The organism is Flavobacterium micromati (genome assembly GCF_900129585.1).
In the GTDB taxonomy this organism is placed as follows: domain Bacteria; phylum Bacteroidota; class Bacteroidia; order Flavobacteriales; family Flavobacteriaceae; genus Flavobacterium; species Flavobacterium micromati.
This window is the reverse complement of sequence record NZ_FQWF01000014.1, coordinates 46,435-64,942: the sequence shown is the minus strand read 5'-3', so window position 1 is coordinate 64,942 and position 18,508 is coordinate 46,435. Positions and strand designations below refer to the sequence as shown.

At 33.6% G+C, this 18,508-nt stretch carries 13 protein-coding genes and 1 tRNA gene; 1 reads left to right on the top strand and 13 read right to left on the bottom strand.

Going from position 1 to position 18,508, the window contains the following annotated elements:
* Positions 1 to 37: 37 nt before the first annotated feature.
* The 13 genes from BUB42_RS14555 to rseP form a co-directional block, all read right to left on the bottom strand.
* Positions 38 to 1,498, bottom strand: coding sequence for a contractile injection system tape measure protein (locus BUB42_RS14555; protein WP_244533941.1), 1,461 nt, complete (start codon positions 1,496 to 1,498; stop codon positions 38 to 40).
* A 17-nt stretch (positions 1,499 to 1,515) separates the two neighbouring features.
* Positions 1,516 to 1,950, bottom strand: a complete 435-nt coding sequence (locus BUB42_RS14550) for a Pvc16 family protein (protein WP_084118355.1) — start codon at positions 1,948 to 1,950, stop codon at positions 1,516 to 1,518.
* A gap of 1,022 nt (positions 1,951 to 2,972) precedes the next feature.
* Positions 2,973 to 6,194 (bottom strand): WD40/YVTN/BNR-like repeat-containing protein, encoded by a 3,222-nt coding sequence (locus BUB42_RS14540; RefSeq protein WP_073021655.1) that lies wholly within the window; start codon positions 6,192 to 6,194, stop codon positions 2,973 to 2,975.
* Between the two features lie 460 nt (positions 6,195 to 6,654).
* A complete protein-coding gene (locus BUB42_RS14535; RefSeq protein WP_170857241.1) occupies positions 6,655 to 6,915 on the bottom strand; it encodes a hypothetical protein in 261 nt (86 codons plus the stop codon).
* A gap of 250 nt (positions 6,916 to 7,165) precedes the next feature.
* Positions 7,166 to 7,579 carry a helix-turn-helix domain-containing protein gene (locus BUB42_RS14530; RefSeq protein WP_073021652.1) on the bottom strand — a complete coding sequence of 138 codons (414 nt, stop codon included), beginning with the start codon at positions 7,577 to 7,579 and terminating at the stop codon, positions 7,166 to 7,168.
* A 2-nt stretch (positions 7,580 to 7,581) separates the two neighbouring features.
* Positions 7,582 to 8,010, bottom strand: coding sequence for a hypothetical protein (locus BUB42_RS14525; protein ID WP_073021650.1), 429 nt, complete (start codon positions 8,008 to 8,010; stop codon positions 7,582 to 7,584).
* A 239-nt stretch (positions 8,011 to 8,249) separates the two neighbouring features.
* The gene (locus tag BUB42_RS14520) at positions 8,250 to 11,687 is read right to left on the bottom strand and encodes a DEAD/DEAH box helicase family protein (RefSeq protein WP_073021648.1); all 3,438 of its coding nucleotides are present in this window, start codon (positions 11,685 to 11,687) and stop codon (positions 8,250 to 8,252) included.
* Positions 11,688 to 11,907: 220 nt separating this feature from the next.
* On the bottom strand, positions 11,908 to 12,264 hold the full coding sequence (locus BUB42_RS16605) for a PIN domain-containing protein (RefSeq protein ID WP_211517691.1): 357 nt from the start codon (positions 12,262 to 12,264) through the stop codon (positions 11,908 to 11,910).
* Positions 12,254 to 12,709, bottom strand: a complete 456-nt coding sequence (locus BUB42_RS14510; protein ID WP_073021646.1) for an excisionase family DNA-binding protein — start codon at positions 12,707 to 12,709, stop codon at positions 12,254 to 12,256. The genes BUB42_RS16605 and BUB42_RS14510 overlap by 11 nt, the downstream gene beginning before the upstream one ends.
* 86 nt (positions 12,710 to 12,795) lie before the next feature.
* Positions 12,796 to 13,953, bottom strand: a complete 1,158-nt coding sequence (locus BUB42_RS14505; RefSeq protein WP_073021645.1) for a restriction endonuclease subunit S — start codon at positions 13,951 to 13,953, stop codon at positions 12,796 to 12,798.
* Entirely contained in the window at positions 13,946 to 15,649 is a 1,704-nt protein-coding gene (locus BUB42_RS14500) for a type I restriction-modification system subunit M (RefSeq protein WP_244533939.1), read from the bottom strand. The genes BUB42_RS14505 and BUB42_RS14500 overlap by 8 nt, the downstream gene beginning before the upstream one ends.
* Positions 15,650 to 15,714: 65 nt before the next feature.
* A tRNA-Asn gene (locus BUB42_RS14495) sits at positions 15,715 to 15,788 on the bottom strand.
* A 103-nt stretch (positions 15,789 to 15,891) separates the two neighbouring features.
* Positions 15,892 to 17,235, bottom strand: a complete 1,344-nt coding sequence (rseP, locus tag BUB42_RS14490) for an RIP metalloprotease RseP (RefSeq protein WP_073021643.1) — start codon at positions 17,233 to 17,235, stop codon at positions 15,892 to 15,894.
* Positions 17,236 to 17,424: 189 nt separating this feature from the next.
* Here rseP and BUB42_RS14485 point away from each other — a divergent pair, with 189 nt between their 5' ends.
* Positions 17,425 to 18,492 carry an NADH:flavin oxidoreductase/NADH oxidase gene (locus BUB42_RS14485; RefSeq protein WP_073021641.1) on the top strand — a complete coding sequence of 356 codons (1,068 nt, stop codon included), beginning with the start codon at positions 17,425 to 17,427 and terminating at the stop codon, positions 18,490 to 18,492.
* Positions 18,493 to 18,508 lie beyond the last annotated feature (16 nt).

Below are 18,508 nucleotides of genomic sequence, written 5' to 3'. Positions count from 1 at the left end.
CTTTCAGTGCCCAGAAACTTCATATAATTTTAGACAATTACCAATCGGTGTAGATGATTCTTTTTTTCCAAGCTATTTTGACAATACTGATATTCCAACTTAAGTTGTCCAACAAAATATCTTGCGTTTTTCTTTCAATAATTATTTTAGGGCTTTCACCATCCTTTAACGTTATTTTGCCTGGTCGTTGTAAAAATTCATTTTGTAGTAATTCTACAGATGAATTCTTCATTTTGTCCCAATTAATTAATACGGACCGAAGCATTTCGCGGGCCTCAGTCTTATATTTTTCTGGTAAAAGAATGTTTCTATCAATAGGCTGATTTATAGGGATATTGCATAAAAATTTCTCAAAAACCATTGTGTGTTCATAATCTTGTTCACGTCCTGTGGCCACATAATGCAATAAATGTGCAGCAACTTCTGGATTCCTGATCTCGTTACTTTTGTCGAACAAATGGCAATTATCGAATAGATGTTTTAAAAATGGATGAATCAATATTAGACCAGCATTGTCAATATAATGATCAAAAATTTGGTCGTATTCAAGATCATTTAGAACAGTGTCGTTTACCTGTTTTGAGTCTAATAAATTTTTTCGTTCGTCCTGTTCTAAATTTGCTTTTTTATTTTGCAAATCAGTTTCGTCGTATTTATCTTCAAGAATATTGCGATCCGCACTTGATAAATCTGAATTTGAAAATTTATTTACAAAGTCTTCTTGTTCACCTTCAATCCAACTTTGGTTCGAAATAGTTTCTTCTATTTTTTTTTCAATATTTAAAATCTCATCGGTAAAAGTGCTTAGTGCTTCTAAAACTGATTTTTTTTCCAATTGAATATTAATTTCTTTTGTAAGCAAAAATGGGTTGTACTTTTTATCAAATGTTATAGCGTCATTAAGTAAATGAAACAGTTTTTGTTTTGCAACATTTTCATTGCTGTCCAAGAGAGTAAGAATTATAATTTCCCAAAACAAAAACCTTTGATTCAAAGTTAATTTTGTGTCATTAATACTTTTTTTTGTTTTTTCAATTCGGGCTATTATCGCATTGTTATCTTTGTTACTAGATTTATGTAACAGCCCTTTATTAATAATAAGCAGTATTTGATCATCATTAAATTGTTTTATAAACCGCGATCGTACAACTGGTTTTTTAAGAGCATTTATTAATTGGGAAGTAAAATCTTTGTGTTTTAAAATTTCCTGAAATGCAGCAACATCATCAGAAATGAATGCAGTTTTATCAATGTTCCACCAAGCAGCTGCTCCCGTTTCTAGAAAATGAAAAAATTCTTTAATGCCTTTTTCTTTATTGGTAACCAATTTATAATCATTATCATCAAGAGTTTTTTTACTGATTTCTTCGTCAATTTGCTGAATGATATTTTTCATCATTTGCTGTTTAAAACCATCAAATTCAAGATTAGGATCTATAAAAAATTCGATAGCTATTTTTTCTATTTGTAAGCTGTGGTACGGTTTTTTTTTATCTATTGAATCGAAAAAAACTGCTAACGCGGGAAAACCGTAAAGCGAAAGTTCTCGACGTTGCCCATTGCAACATTACTTCTATTGTAAATGGTATTGGCTTGCGTAAATAATTTTTTTCCTTGAAAAAACTCTATAATTTTTGAAATATCATTTAGAGAATTTGCATAGTTGTTTCTATTGGCACTAAAAAGAATAAATAGGTTTAAATGAATAATACTGTTTTTGTAAATTGTCTTTGTGCCTTCGTAAGTGTGATTTGGGAAATTTTTAAGAGTCGCTTCTTCATTAATATTTATCAATGTCAAAGCTACTTTATCATCTAAAATTTTAGCAACAGTTTCATTTTGAGATTCTAGAAAAGCAATATTTTCTGCAACAATAGATTTCTCTAAACCAATATCAGATAGATACCGATTAACATCTTCAGTTAGTATTTGAATGATCTCAAAAATCATAACGGTCTGATTAATAAACAAATATATAAAAATAATTAAGTTTATTTAAAAATGGCAAAAACTTTTTAAGATTTTTTTACTATTTTTTTTGTAATTGTTTTCAGTAAGGTATAATTAGATTATCCTTTTAATTTGGGCAGTACTACTACTACAAAAATAACTTAGAGTTTTATAAGGCTGAATGTTTGGATAAGCATAGAAAAATTATACTTGTGAATAGAAGATCGAGTAAAAATATTTCAGTTGCTTTAATCGCAAGAAAAGAGCTTTGATTGTCGTAAAGTTTTTTTAAAATGCTCCCAATATCTATCGGGACTTGGGCTACAATTAATCCCGATAGCGATCGAGACTCTGAATATTTTACTTTATTAATCATTTTGGAATACGTTTTTAAATTATTAACGTAGACCTTACTTTTTATAGCTTGAAACTAGCGGTTTCATTACAGGCAGATAAAATCACAAAATATCAATATTACTATAAACCAATGTTAACAAAATACGGTTTAAAATTAAATTTGTCACTACTTTATATTGCCCATTACTACTAATGTTGAAGTACTAATAATGCGAGTTGATGATGTGGTTTCTTAGAAAATGCAGACATTCTTAAAGTAAATAAAGAGCTTGAAAATAAGTTCAACGACTTAAAAATTCAATACAAGCTTTGAGACAGGAAGACGAATGGAATAAATTAGTGTGTAATTCTAAATTCTCATTTGAACCCGTAATTGGGGAAATTTATCATTTGCCTCGAGATGCTGAGGGAGTAAATATTTTTCGTCGATAGGGACACAATAACGGTGCAAGGAACACAAATGTACTTAAATTCAACAGTGATGAAAAATGGATTTTTGTTCAGGCGAATGATTCTAATTTTTACTAAAATCAAATAATGGCAATGTAATAATGCAACGCACAGGAAAGGGTATGGTTAACTTTTTTTAAAGGGCAGAAAAATCTATATTTTCTACCCTTTTTATTATTCTGGAAACTTGACGTTTATTAAAAATCAAGTTTCATTTAGAATACTTCTTTTTCTAAAATAATAGCCGGAATTTGCTGTTTCATGACAAAAGCATTAAACTCCTTAACATCTTTTTCAATAATGTCATTTATTTTTTTGATTTCCATATCTATTTTAGTTGCTAAATCGTCATAAACAACGTAAGCATTTCGTGTTGGTTTTGACTCCGACGAGGAAATATTGGATCCCAATCCGGCCATTTTATCATTTAATTGAATTGGATACGCCAATACATCTTGCGGCGCTTTTGCTTTAGGCTGCATTAATGTTGCTTCTACTTTATCCAGATTTTCCAAGGTCAATTTTGTCATTTTTTTCATTTGATTCACGACAACAGTATCTTTTACCGCAGCGATATAGCCATTAATTTGCGTGCGGATTTTTCGGATTTGGTTAATAGCGATATGCGCTTCATTTACCTTTTTGTTCACTTTTTGGTGTAAGTCAAATTGCTCTTTTAAATCAGCCTCACTTACAGTAACTCTTGGATCTAGTTTTATTTCAATTGGTGATTCTGCAATAATTGTTTTGTCTTCAATCAATCGAACGATATAATTCCCCGGAACAACTTTGGCGCCTTCACCAGATCCTGCCCACATTATATTAGTTCCCTCAACAGCAGTGGCATTTGGATAACGCATATTCCATACAAATGCATTCATACCTGCTTTTGCGGAGATAAAACCGGGCTGCTCTTTTTTGGTATCTTGAAAAAATTCTTTGGCTATTTTCATTGGCTCCCCTTTCAAATTTTTTGTAGAAGAGTAGGTGATAATCGTATCTCCTTTTTGTGTCAAAAACTGTAATTTTATTTCAGATGAAGGCTTCTTTTTGAAATAATAGCGTACAATCGCCCCATTAGGTGCATTGGTTCCAGTATTAGTTTCTGTACTTTGTCCGCCTTTCATCCTATAAGCGGCGCGAGGCTTGAAAAGGTATTTGTCCTCTTTAATAGTTTTGTCTTTTATTTCATAAAGTGGCGTTATGTCATCCAGCACCCAAAAGGCACGTCCATGCGTAGCTACAATTAAATCCTTTTCTCTTTTTTGAATTTGTAAATCACGAATAGGGGTAATTGGAAGATTTAGGTTTAGTTTTTGCCAAGAGTCTCCATCATTAAAAGACACATAGACTCCTCTCTCGGTTCCGGCAAACAATAATCCAGCTTTATTAGGGTCTTCGCGCAATACTCGACAATATTCATCAGATGGGATTCCATTGGTTATTTTGGTCCAATTTTTTCCATAATCGACTGTTTTAAACATATACGGTGTACGATCACCGTACATGTATTTATTGGCAGTTAAATAGGCTTTCCCTTTTTCATGTTCCGAAGTATGAATCATACTGATTAAGGAAAACTCAGGTAATACTGAATTTGGTAGGGATATGTTCTCCCATTTCCCACCATCATTTTTCGTAATATGAACCAGACCATCATCGGAACCTGTCCATATAACACCTTTTTCTAAAGGAGATTCTGAAAGTGTAAATATAGTAGCATAAACTTCTGCTCCAGTTTGATCTTTGGTTATTGGCCCACCAGTTTCACCGGTAGTTTTGGGGTCATTCCTTGATAAATCAGGGCTAATAATCTCAAAAGAATTTCCTTGGTCTTCCGTTACGTGTACAACTTGAGAAGTAACGTACATTCTTTTTGGATTATGAGGAGAGAAAACAATAGGGTACGTCCATTGAAAACGATATTTTTTTGCATTTGATGGTGCTCCTATATTTGATTCTGGGTAAGGAGAGATGTCTTTGCTTTGGCCCGTTTTTTTGTTATGCGAGCTTAACTGACCATCATATTCGCCACCATAAGTAATATCAGCGTTGTTAGGGTCAGCTTGAATATAGCCTGCTTCACCACCTGCAACTGGATACCATGATTCCGTGCCTATACTATTACCACTTGTTCTTGAAGCAATTCGTACCGAAGAATTATCTTGTTGCGCGCCATAAATATTATATGGAAATTCATTGTCAACTGATACGTGATAAAATTGCGCGGTTGGCGTGTCTATTTCGGTGAATGTTTCCCCTCCGTTGAAGGTAACTTCTCCGCCGCCATCATCACCAATAATAAAGTTATCTGGATTTTTAGGGTTTATCCATACATCATGCGTATCTCCGTGTCGCACATTTATTTTTTTAAAGCTTTTACCTCCATCAAAAGTTTTCCAAGCGTTAACATTCAATACTATTAAACCATTTTCATTTTTGGGATCGGTTTGTAAATTCATGTAATACCAGGGGCGCTGCCAAAGATTTTTATCTTCATTAATTAATTCCCAATGTTCACCGGCATCATCAGAACGATAAAGACCTCCTTTTGTATTTTCAATTAAAGCATACAAACGATTAGAATTTACTGGAGAGACCGCGATACCCATTTTCCCGAGCATTCCAACAGGCATTCCTGGTTTTTCGTTTAGGGATTTCCAAGTGTCACCGCCATCAATAGATTTATACATTCCAGAACCTTTTCCACCGGATGACATAGAGTGCCCATTACGGTATCCTTCCCACAGCGTTGCATACACTATTCGTGGATTGCTGGGATCAATACGAACACACATTGCGCCTGTATTCTCATCTTTTGACAACACTAATTGCCATGTTTTCCCACCATCTTTACTGCGATAAACGCCTCTTTCAGGATTAGACTTAAAAGGATTACCCATTGCTGCTGCAAAAACGATAGTAGCATCTGTGGGATGCACTTCTATATTCGCTATGGCATCTGCTTTTTCTAGTCCTATTTTAGACCATGTTTTTCCTCCATTTACGGATTTGTACATTCCATCACCAAAAGAAATATTAGATCGCATATCGGCTTCACCCATGCCTACATAAACTACATTAGCATCAGACGGAGCAACTGTAATTGCGCCAACAGCTGACGATTTGAAGATGCTGTCAGAAATAGGAAGCCAATCATTTCCACCATCAATAGTTTTCCAAACTCCGCCACCAGTTGAACCAAAATAATAGGTTAACGGATGGTCTGCATGTCCTGCTACTGCTAGGGATCTTCCCGATCGAAAGGGACCAATATTTCTCCATTTAAGAGCATTGAATACACTATCAGAAACAAAAGGTGCTGCTGTTTTATTCTTTACATTCTTTTTTTGAGCATATCCTATGGCAGTGGAAAGCGTTATGAAAAATACAAGAAAGACACTAAATCGAATTTTTTTAATACAAGGTTGGTTCATATTGTTTTGGTTAAGTGGTAATTAGTTAATAGCGTTAAAACAAGTATTGAAAATGAGAATTATTCCATAATAATTGTTTTATGAATAGGTTAATTGAGTTTTCGATTATAAATATATAAAATTTAAAATCTTTTACAAAAAATGTCCTTGTTTGGAAAGCATCTATTTAGTGAAAGATTAAATATATGATTTAATGTAGTACTACTTAGAGTTAAGTAATTATATGTAGAAAATATCAATTTTAATACAAGTGATTAAATAGTGTAAATAATTTCTATGGAAAAAAAAGTAGGGTTTAGCGATTTTTAAAAAGACATTACATTGCTGTAAAGTCTTTTTGTAAAAGCTCCTCCCGAAAGCTATATGGACTTGGGCTCGAACCAAGGAGTGTGATTAGCATTAAAATCAAGACTTTACGTTATTCTATTTTTTTTATGTTACCGAATTGTATGCCTTTTTATTAATATTTATAATCAAAAATTGCATCTACAGGAATCATTTCAGCAACATTTCTGGTGGGTAAGCTGTATTTATTAAAAATTGTTCCTTCCGTTTTAGAATGTAGAATTCCTCTTGAACTACCCACTGTTATCATTGCCACGTGTGCTATAAACCAACTTGGTATAATAATTTTACCATCAACAACTAAATCATTGAAAGATTCTACTCCAATCTCAAAATTACAATTTAATTGAATCGTGATGAAAGGCTTCTTTTTCATTTCAAAAGTAAATTTGATTGAAGTTATGAAATCTCTTTCCTCAGTATTTAAACCATAAGATAAATTGGTCTGTAAATTAATTTTGCCTTTATCAAGATGATTTTCTTCAAACAAAGCAAATTGTTCAGTCTTTATACCTTTAATACTAAACTATATATCTTTTTGTTTCTTTCCAGTACCTTGCAATCGCATATTGGTTATGAGATTCTGAATAGTCCATTTTATTATGTACTACTTTCATCTGCGGTATTTATGTAGTAGAAGTTTCTTTATTTACACTTACTACAATAAACTCTTCTTTCAATGTAATTGAAGCTGATTTTATATGAATAGCCGAAGTTTTAATTTCTGCTACTGGTTTATATTCTATTACTTCTATCAATGAAATTTCTAACGCAGTCTCAAGTTTACTGATCGTTTCAAAAGTTAAATTTTGTTGTCCTTTAAGAATTTTATTCACTTGTTGTGCCGACACTTTCATTTTTTGAGCTAAGTCCTTCTGTGACCAACCCTTTGCTTTTAATGCCTCTAAAACATTTACTGCTACCATTGCTGATTTATTTAACCAGCTTTTATTAGCTTTATAATATAAAAACTTATCTAACCAACCAGACTGTTCGTTTGAAACTAGCTTTTGGAAATTTTCTAAATTTTTGGTTTTCATTTTTAAAGAATTAATTCATAAAAACTATCTGCATCGTAAACTCCTTGTTCTATCAAATAATTTCTACATTTTTCAATTGTAATTTTCTCTTTTTTTGTGAATTCGCTCTGCCCCATTTTGTGTACAAGTTTTATTGCTCCACCTGTAATTACATAATGATTGGGTTCAATTTTGATAGCGTATAGTCTTAACCAACGCTGTTTTGTTTTTTGTTTAGACAATAACGTTTTGCGGTATTCATTATCATTTAAATTTTGGAATAACTCATCAAGTTGTTTATCTTCATTTTGAATAATTTCAACTAGTTTTTCTTGTATTTGTTTAACTTCTCTTAAAGTAATATTTACCGCTTCTTTTACAGTTTTAACTTTAAAGAAAGATAGGTTCTCTTTCTGATTTTCAAAAAACTCATATAAGTGTTTTGTATCCATTCACTCGGCAAGAATTCGCTCTAACTCATCTTTAGAGCCAAACTTGAATGCCGTTAATTTGGGTACAAATGTATTAATTATTTTCATTAAATCAACTTATAGGTTTATTTTTTAGCAAAATTATACGATTTTTACATAGTTTAGAAACTTAGTTATCAACATAAAGTCTTTTCTTCAATTAAATTTTAATATCATCCAAGAGGTTAAAAAATAGCAGGCTGTGATCTTCTTTATATGTACTATCCTATCAAGGCATTCTCATTAATCCTCTCAATGATACTTATAACTTTATGTGCATCTCCATCTTCAAACAGACCTAAAAGTCCTTGGTCATTCATGTCTGTAAATGGGGGTTCAAAAAGCATACTTGGTTCTATGGTTCCATTCTTAGTTAAGTAGGAAATGATGTTTTGTATAAACGTCATTTGGTCTGCTCTCAAACTTCCCGCTTGTAAAAAGTCTGAAAAGGCATCTTGTGCTGCTTTTACATCAAGCCCAATGATGCTTCTTATGAATACACCTAATGGCTCTTCCCCAAACTCTTTTACAAAGTCTGCTCTTGTGCCTCTTTCCTCTCCATTAAATAATATTTCCTCTAACAACTTCAATTCTTTTGCTGTAATAGGCTCATTAGTAAGTAGCTTTGAAATGGTCAACTGGTTCTTGTTCTCTCTAATAAAACTCTCTACTCTTCTTCTGTAGGAGTTTCCATAATTAGAGGATATATCAGGTTCATTAAATGTCACTGTTATATCAGAATCTATTAGATTAGTATAGATTATTGCTCTGCTACTGCTTTCAAGGTATTGTACAAGCTCTCTTAGTTCTTCTCTAACACTGTCTAATTTCTTCTGAGAAATGCCTTTATAGAAATCTTGTTTCTTGATATTTTCAATCAGTGGTTTTGCTCTGAGTACTGCAGGAATAGTATATTTTTGACTTAAACCTTCTGCAATATCAATTAAGGTTTCTTCATATTTTTTCTGAGTTCCTGACATCATCAGAGTTGCTATCTGCAATTTCAACATCATTAGGTCAAATCTCCTAGCCATTTCATTGACAGTTTCTGGAATAGGCAAGTCAGAAAGATTTTCTTCTATAATATGGACATCATTACTGTCAAGAGTATTCCATCTTGATCTGTCATTAAACTCATCAACTTGTTTCAGGTTCATTGACACTTGGAATCTTGACCTGTCCAGTTGCTGTATTGTCTTATGTAATATGTCCCTGAGAGAACTGGACAATTCAATATCTTCTGCATCTCCTTCTTCAACAAGTAATCGGCTTAGGTGTAATCTAGATTCAAATATCTGCTGAGTAATAGGTTTGCCAACCAATGTTTCTTTACCTTTTTTCTGAACTTCAAAAAAGTCAAAGTTACCACAGACATCAAATATCAAAAATTCCTCTTTAGGTTGATTGGGTCCAAAAACATCAGGACATAATCTAGTTCCTCTACCAATCATTTGCCAAAACTTGGAATAAGACCTAACTACTTTAAAGAATACCAAATTCAGAATTCTAACAGCATCTATACCTGTGTCCATCATGTCTACAGACACTACAATTTGAGGATTGTTCTCTTTGTATTTATCACAAAATAAATCTATCAAACTCTGTGCATGAGATACCTCATTATGGATCATTGCTATAAATCCTGATGGGAGTTGTGGGTACCTTTCCGTAAAACATTCTACAATGAACTTGGCATGATTTTGATTGACTGCAAAAATAATGGTTCTGCCTAGTTTATCTCCTCCTTCAATCTTCAATCCATTTTGCATTAGAGCATCCAATACTTTAAAAGCGGTGTCTTTATTAAACAACCACTTGTTCATGGCATTAGCTCTTATCTCTTCTGGGAATAACCCTGTTGTTTTATCCTCAAAGGTTTCTTCATACTTCTCTTTTTCCTTTTCTGATAGGTCTTTATACTTGATTCCTTCTCTCAAAAAGTTAGTAGTAATATCAATGTTTTTATAAGGGTTCAAGAATAAGGGGACTGCTTGATGGAGTTCATATAAGAAAGTAGGGTCTTCATTGCTACAACCAAAAAGCTCAAAAGTATTATGATCTATTCCATCTTTTGGAGTAGCTGTCAATCCTACAATACTGGCATCAAAATAGTCAAAGATTGCTTTGTACCTGTTGTATATGGATCTGTGTGCTTCATCAACAATGATTAAATCAAAGTGCCCTACACCATAAAATCGTTCCTCTGCAGTTCTAATGTTGTCAATCTTGTTCATCATACTTGGATAGGTACTGAACACTAATCTTGTGGTATCATTCTCTTTCTCTGCTGTTAAATCTATAGAAGATAAATCAGGCAGGTACTCATTAAAATTATTCTTGGCTTGTCTTACCAGTGCATTTCTATCAGCAAGAAATAATACTCTTTTTACCCAATTATTTTTGAAGAGTACATCTACAAGTGCAGCCGCAGTTCTGGTCTTGCCACTACCTGTTGCCATAACTAGTAAGGCTCTTCTTTTGTTGCCACAAATACCTTTGGCACCATCAGTTACAAAGGTTTCTGCAACCCTGTTTATTGCTTCAAACTGATAGGCTCTATTTACAATATTAGTGTTTATGGTTGCCTTCCTTAAATCCTTTATGGTTAACCTCTTTTGGATTAACCATTGTAACTCTTCTTTGGTATAGAAACCATAGACTCTTCTGGGTGAACTGTAAAAGGTATCATCCCACAGTTTAGTTTCATAGCCAGTGGTGTAGAATATCACAGGTCTTTGACCAGTCATTTTCTCTAAACAATTAGCATATAAACTGGCTTGATGCTTTCCTATTTCAACATCTTTAGTAGTTCTTTTTGCTTCTATGAGTGCTAATGGTTTTCCATTATCATCCCAAAACACATAATCTACAAAGCCATTTCCTCTTGGATTATCTGCTGTTATGGGCATTCCTGTAACTGGAAATTCTATCTCTCTGCCAACATTCAACACATTCCAACCTGCTTCTCTCAAATCAACATCAATTAAATGTTGTCTGGTTTCAGCCTCTGTGAACTCAGATGTAAGAGGAATTAATCTTTCTTGTTTTTGTTTTTTAAGCTTTACAACAGCTTGTTTGGTTAGCTGTTTATATTGTTCTAAAGCAGATTCACTTTCCTCTGCTTTAGCAATAATAGTTTCCTTCTCCAGTTGCAGTATAGCTATTTTCTCTAATAAGAGTTTATGTGCATTCTCTTGTTCCTGTTGTAATTCCTTTAATTGTCTTTGCTTTTCTCCAAGTTTAGGAATAACAGTTTCATCAAAAAAAGCAGGTAAGTCAGGTATGGTTTTGTTATAGTTTTGTGCAAACCATTTGGCAAAATCATAACAGTATCTAATACTTATGAGTGCTTCTTTATTAGTAATCCTTTGCCCATAATGTGCTGCATTATTTCCTGTTTTTCTAACAATGTGCAATCCTTCATGCAGCTGAAAAGGGATGATGCTTTTAACTCCTTCATCATTCATTAAATTGATAAGTTCTGTATTGAAAGGCTTTTCAAGATGTTCCAAATCATAGATAAGGTACATGCTTTCCTCCAATACCAACCTACAATAACTGGCAGTTGAAACTGGTTCTGTAAAAACCCTTTCTTCTGCTGTTTTTAATTTACTGTAGAGTGATTGCCACTCTGACTGAAGAAACTTAAAGTTGCTCATAGCTAACTATTTTTTATAAAAGGGCATGAATATAATTTGCAGTATCTATCAATTCGACTTTTCTTAAACTTTCTAAGACTTGAAATTCATCCATATTTGGGTTTTTTCTATTCAAAACCATTTCTTTAAATGCTTTGATTGCAATTTCAGGATTTAAATCAATAATGTCTGTTAAAAAATCGTCAGCACTTTTTGCACTTACGTTAAATGAATTTAGATATTACTTCGGAAAATCTTTTAAATTGTTAGTTACAATTACATCGGCATTAGATTTTATAGCAGCTGCTAAAACGTGTCTATCATTTTCATCTGGTAAAGTAAGATTTCCTATTAAACCTTCGTAATTAGGAACTAATGCATCTGGAAAAGCATTGTTAGCTCTTTGCACTCTTTTTTCTGCTTCTTCATTTGTTATCCCTTTTCTAATCATTACATCCTTCCATTCTCTAAAAATGTCGGTGCTCCATTTTGGTGTATATAATTCATAAAAGGCAAACCAAAACAATAAGTCACGAATGACAATTGGATAAATGACATTCGTATCTAAAACGGCTTTGAATTTTACGCTATGAATCATACAATCCTAATTCTTCATCTTGATTCATCATATCGATGATATGCTTTTTCTGTTCCTCTTTCATTTTTTGTTTGTATCTCAAAACATCTTCAAACATAATTCTGCGATGTTTACCCACTTTTACAAAATCTATTTCTCCATCTTCTAACAATTTTACTAGATGAGGACGAGAACAACTCAAAATTTCTGCTGCTTTTTGGGTGGTAACCTCTGTTGCAACAGGCACAATTGAAATGTATTTACCTTCACTCATTGCTTTTAGAATATCTCCTAAAAGTTGCAATGCACGAGATGGAATAACAATTTTATCTTGTGTTTCCTCTATTTCTATTTCGGTTTCTTCCTTCTTTATGTGTTTCAATGCAGCAACCAAGGTAGAATAGGACTTAATAGCTGCTTTTTGCTCCATTTTTGAAGGTCTGATCATTTGATTTACTGTTTTCATAATCGTTTTGTTTTAGAATACAAATATACGAAATAAACGAAACAAACAAAATAAACGAAACAAACTCTTTGGAGGTAGATGTACTATCATAACAATTCCCCTTTAAATGCCTTTTGTAAAAGACTATTAAACAACTCTTCTGATTTTTCTAAACTCTTTTGTGCTACGGCTTTTTGGTGTTCTATTACTTGAACTCTTGCTGCAAATTGGTTTTGGATAATGAGTGGAGGATTAATAGTTAAATATTTTTCAACTTGTGTTGGGCTTATTCTTGGTAAATTAGCTCCACTACTTCTTTCATCAGCAAATGAAACAAAACTTTTATGTCTCAATATTGAAGTAATAAACAATCTGTTAGACCTGTTTTTAATTGGTTGAATAGGAATAATATCTGTACTACAAACACCCTCAAACTCTGGAAGCGCAACCTTATTAAGATAAGGTCTCAATTTACCGTATAAAATATATGAATTATCAAACCAAAATTTATTGCTTTTTAATTCCCCTTTTTCAACATTGTATATTGTTGTAATATTACCAGTTACCTTTTCAACACTATCTAATGCAACATAGTTTTCTCCCGCTGTAATATCTTCGGGTTTAATGTTTTTCTTTTTAATTGAGCATATCTTCTTCAATTCAACTTTTTCCCATCCCTTAGGATTACTCACTGGATCCCCAAACATATCCAAGAAAAGAGCTTGTGTGAGTTCATCATACTTTGCCAGTAGTGCTTTGTCTTTTTGTCTTAGTGCATCTGCTGCATCCAGTATGTTGGCTATTTTTTGCTGTTGCGGTAAGGGTGGTAGTGGGATTTGCAGACCTCCAATGGTTTTAGTACTTATATTTGGTTGTGCTGCACCACCTGCATTTCTTAATATTTCACCTTTTAGAATTGTTAAGTAATGATAAAAATACTTTGAATTAAGTTTGTCTGATGAACTACTTTTAATTAAACCTATTCGTTGATTTAGTAAACTTGGAAAATTATAGTTATAAATACCATATTTACCTGTTGTTGCACCTGACAATGCAATCAGTATATCACCTTTTTCAACAATAAAATCAGATTTTGTATCTAAAAATTCTTCTTTTAAGTATATTGATTTTTCATTAACAACCACTTCTCCATCATCAAAGTTTGAAATACGCAATAACGGAACTCCGTTATTCAAATAGTCTTCACTTCTAAATGCGTAGCCATTATTTATTTTACACACTTTATGTAATTCAACTTTATTCATAAAGCAATCCTTCTAAAGTTTGTAAAGCTGCATCTCTTTCTGCATTCAGTTCCTTGATCTCTGCAATAATGGTAGTTGGAGCAGTATAAGTTACTTCTTCATACACCACCTCTTTGTATCTGTTTATAGACAAATCCCAATCATTGGCTACAATATCAGTTACTGGTACTAGGAAACTTTTATCTGTTCTTTGTCTGTTGGTTTCTGCTTCTAGGTTATGGTATCTTTCTAGTATATCTGGAATATCATTGTCTTTGGTTTCTGCTCTTTTATCGTCTAAGCTAAAGCCATCTGCTTGCATATCATAAAACCAAACTTTATCTGTACCACCTGTTCCTGTTTTGGTAAAAAACAAAACTGCTGTACTTACTCCTGCATAAGGTTTAAAAACACCACTTGGCATAGAGATAACAGCATCTAGCTTGTGGTTTTCTATAATTTCTTTTCTAATTTGTTTGTGTGCATTAGAGCTTCCAAACAATACTCCATCAGGTACAATAACGCCACATCTTCCCCCTGTTTTGAGCATTCTAAGCATCAAGCCTAAAAAGAGTAATTCTGTTTTCTTGGTGTTTACTACTTTCAGGATAGAACTTTCCACCCCATCATAATCTAAACTGCCTTTAAAAGGAGGATTAGCAAATATTAAAGAAAACTGCTCTCTAATGTCTCCATTTCCTTCACTCAGGGCATCTTTGCCTATAAGATTTGGGTTTTCTATTCCATGCAATTGTAAGTTCATAGCACCAATACGCAACATGGTGTTATCAAACTCTATTCCTGTAAACATAGCACTGTTGAAGTGTTCTCTAAAGGTTTTATCATGAAACCAATCTGGGTGTTCTTGATGAATATATTCTCCTGCTCCTACTAAAAATCCTGCAGTTCCTGATGAGGGATCACACATGGTATCTTCCTTTTTAGGCTGTAAGATGTACACCATCATCTTGATAATGTGCCTTGGAGTTCTAAACTGCCCATTGGTTCCTGCTGTAGCAATTTTAGAGAGTAGATATTCATAAACATCACCTTTGGTATCTCTGTCCTCCATCTTGATTTTGTCAATCATCTGTACTACTTGATCCAATAGTCTAGGAGTTGGAATCATAAAGGTGGCTCCTTTCATGTAGTGAGCAAAAACACCCACTTTATCACCCACTTGCTTCATGTGTTCAAACACAGAAAGTTCATTCACTACCAATTTGGTAAACAAATCAAACATAGCTTGTGGTTCTTTATTCTTAAAGGAATTCCATCTTAATTCTGTTTGCTCTTCAGTGAAGATAACATTAGAGATTGGCTTTTTTATCATGGCTGCTTTCTTCTCCTCCAGCAACTGTGTTTCATCTAATCTGCGTATAAATAGTAGGTAGGTAAACTGCTCTATTACAGTCAATGGATTGGATACTCCTCCTGTCCAGAAACTCTCCCATATTTTGTCTACCTGCCCTTTTAATTCTCCTGTAATCATGTTTTTGTATTGTGTGTTTATTATGCTAGCGTTAAAAGTAGTGTTTATAATAGAATATTTACAATAAAAACAACAAAGACAGCCTTGTAAGCTGTCTTTATTTTTATAAATATTTCCAAATAAACCCTCCTGAACTTTCTCTTTCTCCACGACAACATCGAGTAATGCAAGTTTTAGAAATTCCAGTTGTTCTGGATGCCACAGATGCTGATTTAAAATTTGCAATAATTTCTGTTCAGTTTAAACCAAAAAAAAAGACCTTACATCACTGTAAAGTCTTTTTGTAAAAGCTCCCTCTCTTGGGCTCGAACCAAGGACCCTCTGATTAACAGTCAGATGCTCTAACCAACTGAGCTAAGAAGGAAACTGAGCAATAAAAAGTAACTTTCGTTACATCTTTAAAGCGGTGCAAAGATAGGCTATCATTTGATTTGTGCAAATAAAAACCAAACTTTTTTTAATTTTTTTTATCGGCCTACGATTGCCTTGTAAATGTCGTTTCCATTCGCAAATAGTAATAGTGTGATAAGTAAAACAAAACCAACTAATTGCGCATTCTCTAGAAATTTGTCGCTTGGTTTTCTACCGCTGACAATTTCGTATAATAAAAACGTTACATGTCCACCATCAAGTGCTGGAATAGGTAATAAGTTCATAACACCAAGCATAATGGATAATAAAGCAGTAATTCGCCAGAAAGTTTCCCAGCTCCATGTATTGGGAAAGATGTCAAAAATAGCCTTGAAACCACCTACTTGCTTGTAAGCTCCAGTACTTGGACTAAAAATCATTTTCAATTGTTTTCCGTAACCTACTAACTGATCTTTACCTTTTGTAATTCCCACCGGTATAGATTCCAGCAAACTAAATTCCTGCTTACTAATTTTATAATATCCTAGTTTTTCAAGCGAGTCCATACCCAATCCGCCTCGAGCAATTCCTAATTTTCCATCATTGGAAACAATTACTGGAACTTGAATTTCTTTTTGATCTCTTATAACAGTAGCGTCAATTGTTTTGTTTTTGTTATTTTCCAAAATCGTTTGTGCTTGATCAAAATATTTGGCAGGCTGTCCGTTTAGTGAAATAACAATATCTTTAGGTTGCAATGCGGTGTTTTTAGATCCTTCAAGGACAGATCCAACTACAAACGGCATTCTAATCCCTAACAACTGTCCTTTCTCGAATTTTGATAATTGGTCTACAAAATCAATGGGCATTTTTATAGTTTGCTCTGCACCATTTCTTTCGATCAAAACCTCTTTTGCCATGACAACTTTCATATTAATGTCGTTATCAAACTTTACAATTTTTTGGTCGTCAACCGAAATGATTTTATCTCCTGTTTTAAAACCTACGTTCTCCAGCGCTTTATTTTCGATCAATAAACCATCCTTCAAATCATCATTTGCAATGTAAATGTCGCCATACACATAAGCCATTCCGATATATATAATGAATGCCAAAATAAAATTGACAGTAACTCCGCCCAACATAATAATTAAACGTTGATAAGCTGGCTTAGATCGAAATTCCCAAGGTTGTGGTGGCAAAGCCATTTGTTCCTTGTCCATACTTTCATCTATCATACCGGATATTTTTACGTAACCACCAAGAGGCAGCCACCCAATTCCGTATTCGGTTTCACCAATTTTCTTTTTTAGAAGGGAATATTTAACGTCAAAAAATAAGTAAAATTTTTCGACTCTGGTTTTAAATAACTTAGCAGGAATAAAATGTCCTAATTCGTGAAGTATAATAAGTAGTGATAAACTCAATAAAAATTGAGAAAGCTTTATAAATATGTCCATTTTTTAATATTAGTTCTTTTATAACTCGCAAAAGTAAGGTTTTCTATTTGTTTATTTTGCAATAATTGTTCCGCAGCGTTTTAAATGTTTGTTAATTATTGGAAATTCAATCCTTCGTTTCCAATGAGTCTGTTAACTTTACTTTTTTAAACGAGTATTTCTCAAAATTACACCTTAAATTTTTTTTAAATGTCATCACAATTATTTTCTCCTCTTTCAATAAAAAGTATCACGCTCAAAAACAGAATCGCTATTTCACCTATGTGTCAATATTCAGCCGTTGATGGCTTTGCTAATGATTGGCATCTGGTACACCTTGGCAGTCGCGCTAGTGGTGGTGCAGGATTAGTAATTCAGGAAGCGACTTCGGTTTCTGCTGAAGGGCGGATTTCTCCCGAAGATCTCGGCCTTTGGAAAGACGAACAAATCGAAAAACTGAAACAAATCAATGCGTTTATCGTGAGTCAGAATTCGGTTCCCGGAATTCAGTTGGCGCATGCTGGAAGAAAAGCCAGTGCAGCTTCGCCTTGGAATGGTGGTAGAAAAATTCCATTAAATGAAGGTGGATGGGAAACTGTTGCACCAAGTGCAATAGCATATCATCAAAGTGAAAATACGCCAATTGCGTTAGATAAAAGCGGAATTCAAAAAGTGATTTCCGATTTTAAAGCAGCTACTAAAAGAGCGGTTCAAGCAGGGTTTCAAGTGCTGGAAATCCATGCGGCACACGGTTATTTACTCCATCAATTTCTTTCCCCTTTATCTAATTTCCGAACCGATGAGTATGGCGGAAGTTTTGACAACCGAATTCGATTAACGCTTGAAGTTGTTGCAGCTGTCCAATCAGAATGGCCAAATAATTTACCGTTATTCATCAGAATATCAGCTACTGATTGGGCAGACGGTGGGTGGAATAATGAAGAATCGATCCAACTTTCAAAAATATTGAAAGAAAAAGGGGTGGACTTAGTTGATGTTTCTTCAGGCGGAGCGGTTTCACATCAGCAAATTCCGGTAGAACCTAATTATCAAGTTCCTTTTGCCGAAAGCATAAAAAAAGAAACTGGAATTATGACTGGAGCGGTCGGTTTAATTACTGATGCAGCTCAAGCTGAAGAAATAATCACGTCAGGAAAAGCAGATTTAATCTTGTTTGGTAGAGAATCATTGCGAGACCCATATCTAGGATTAACCTTTGCAGATGAATTACAAACAGATGTAGAATGGCCAAAACAATATTTAAGAGCAAAAATTTAGCACACGTTGAAACTCA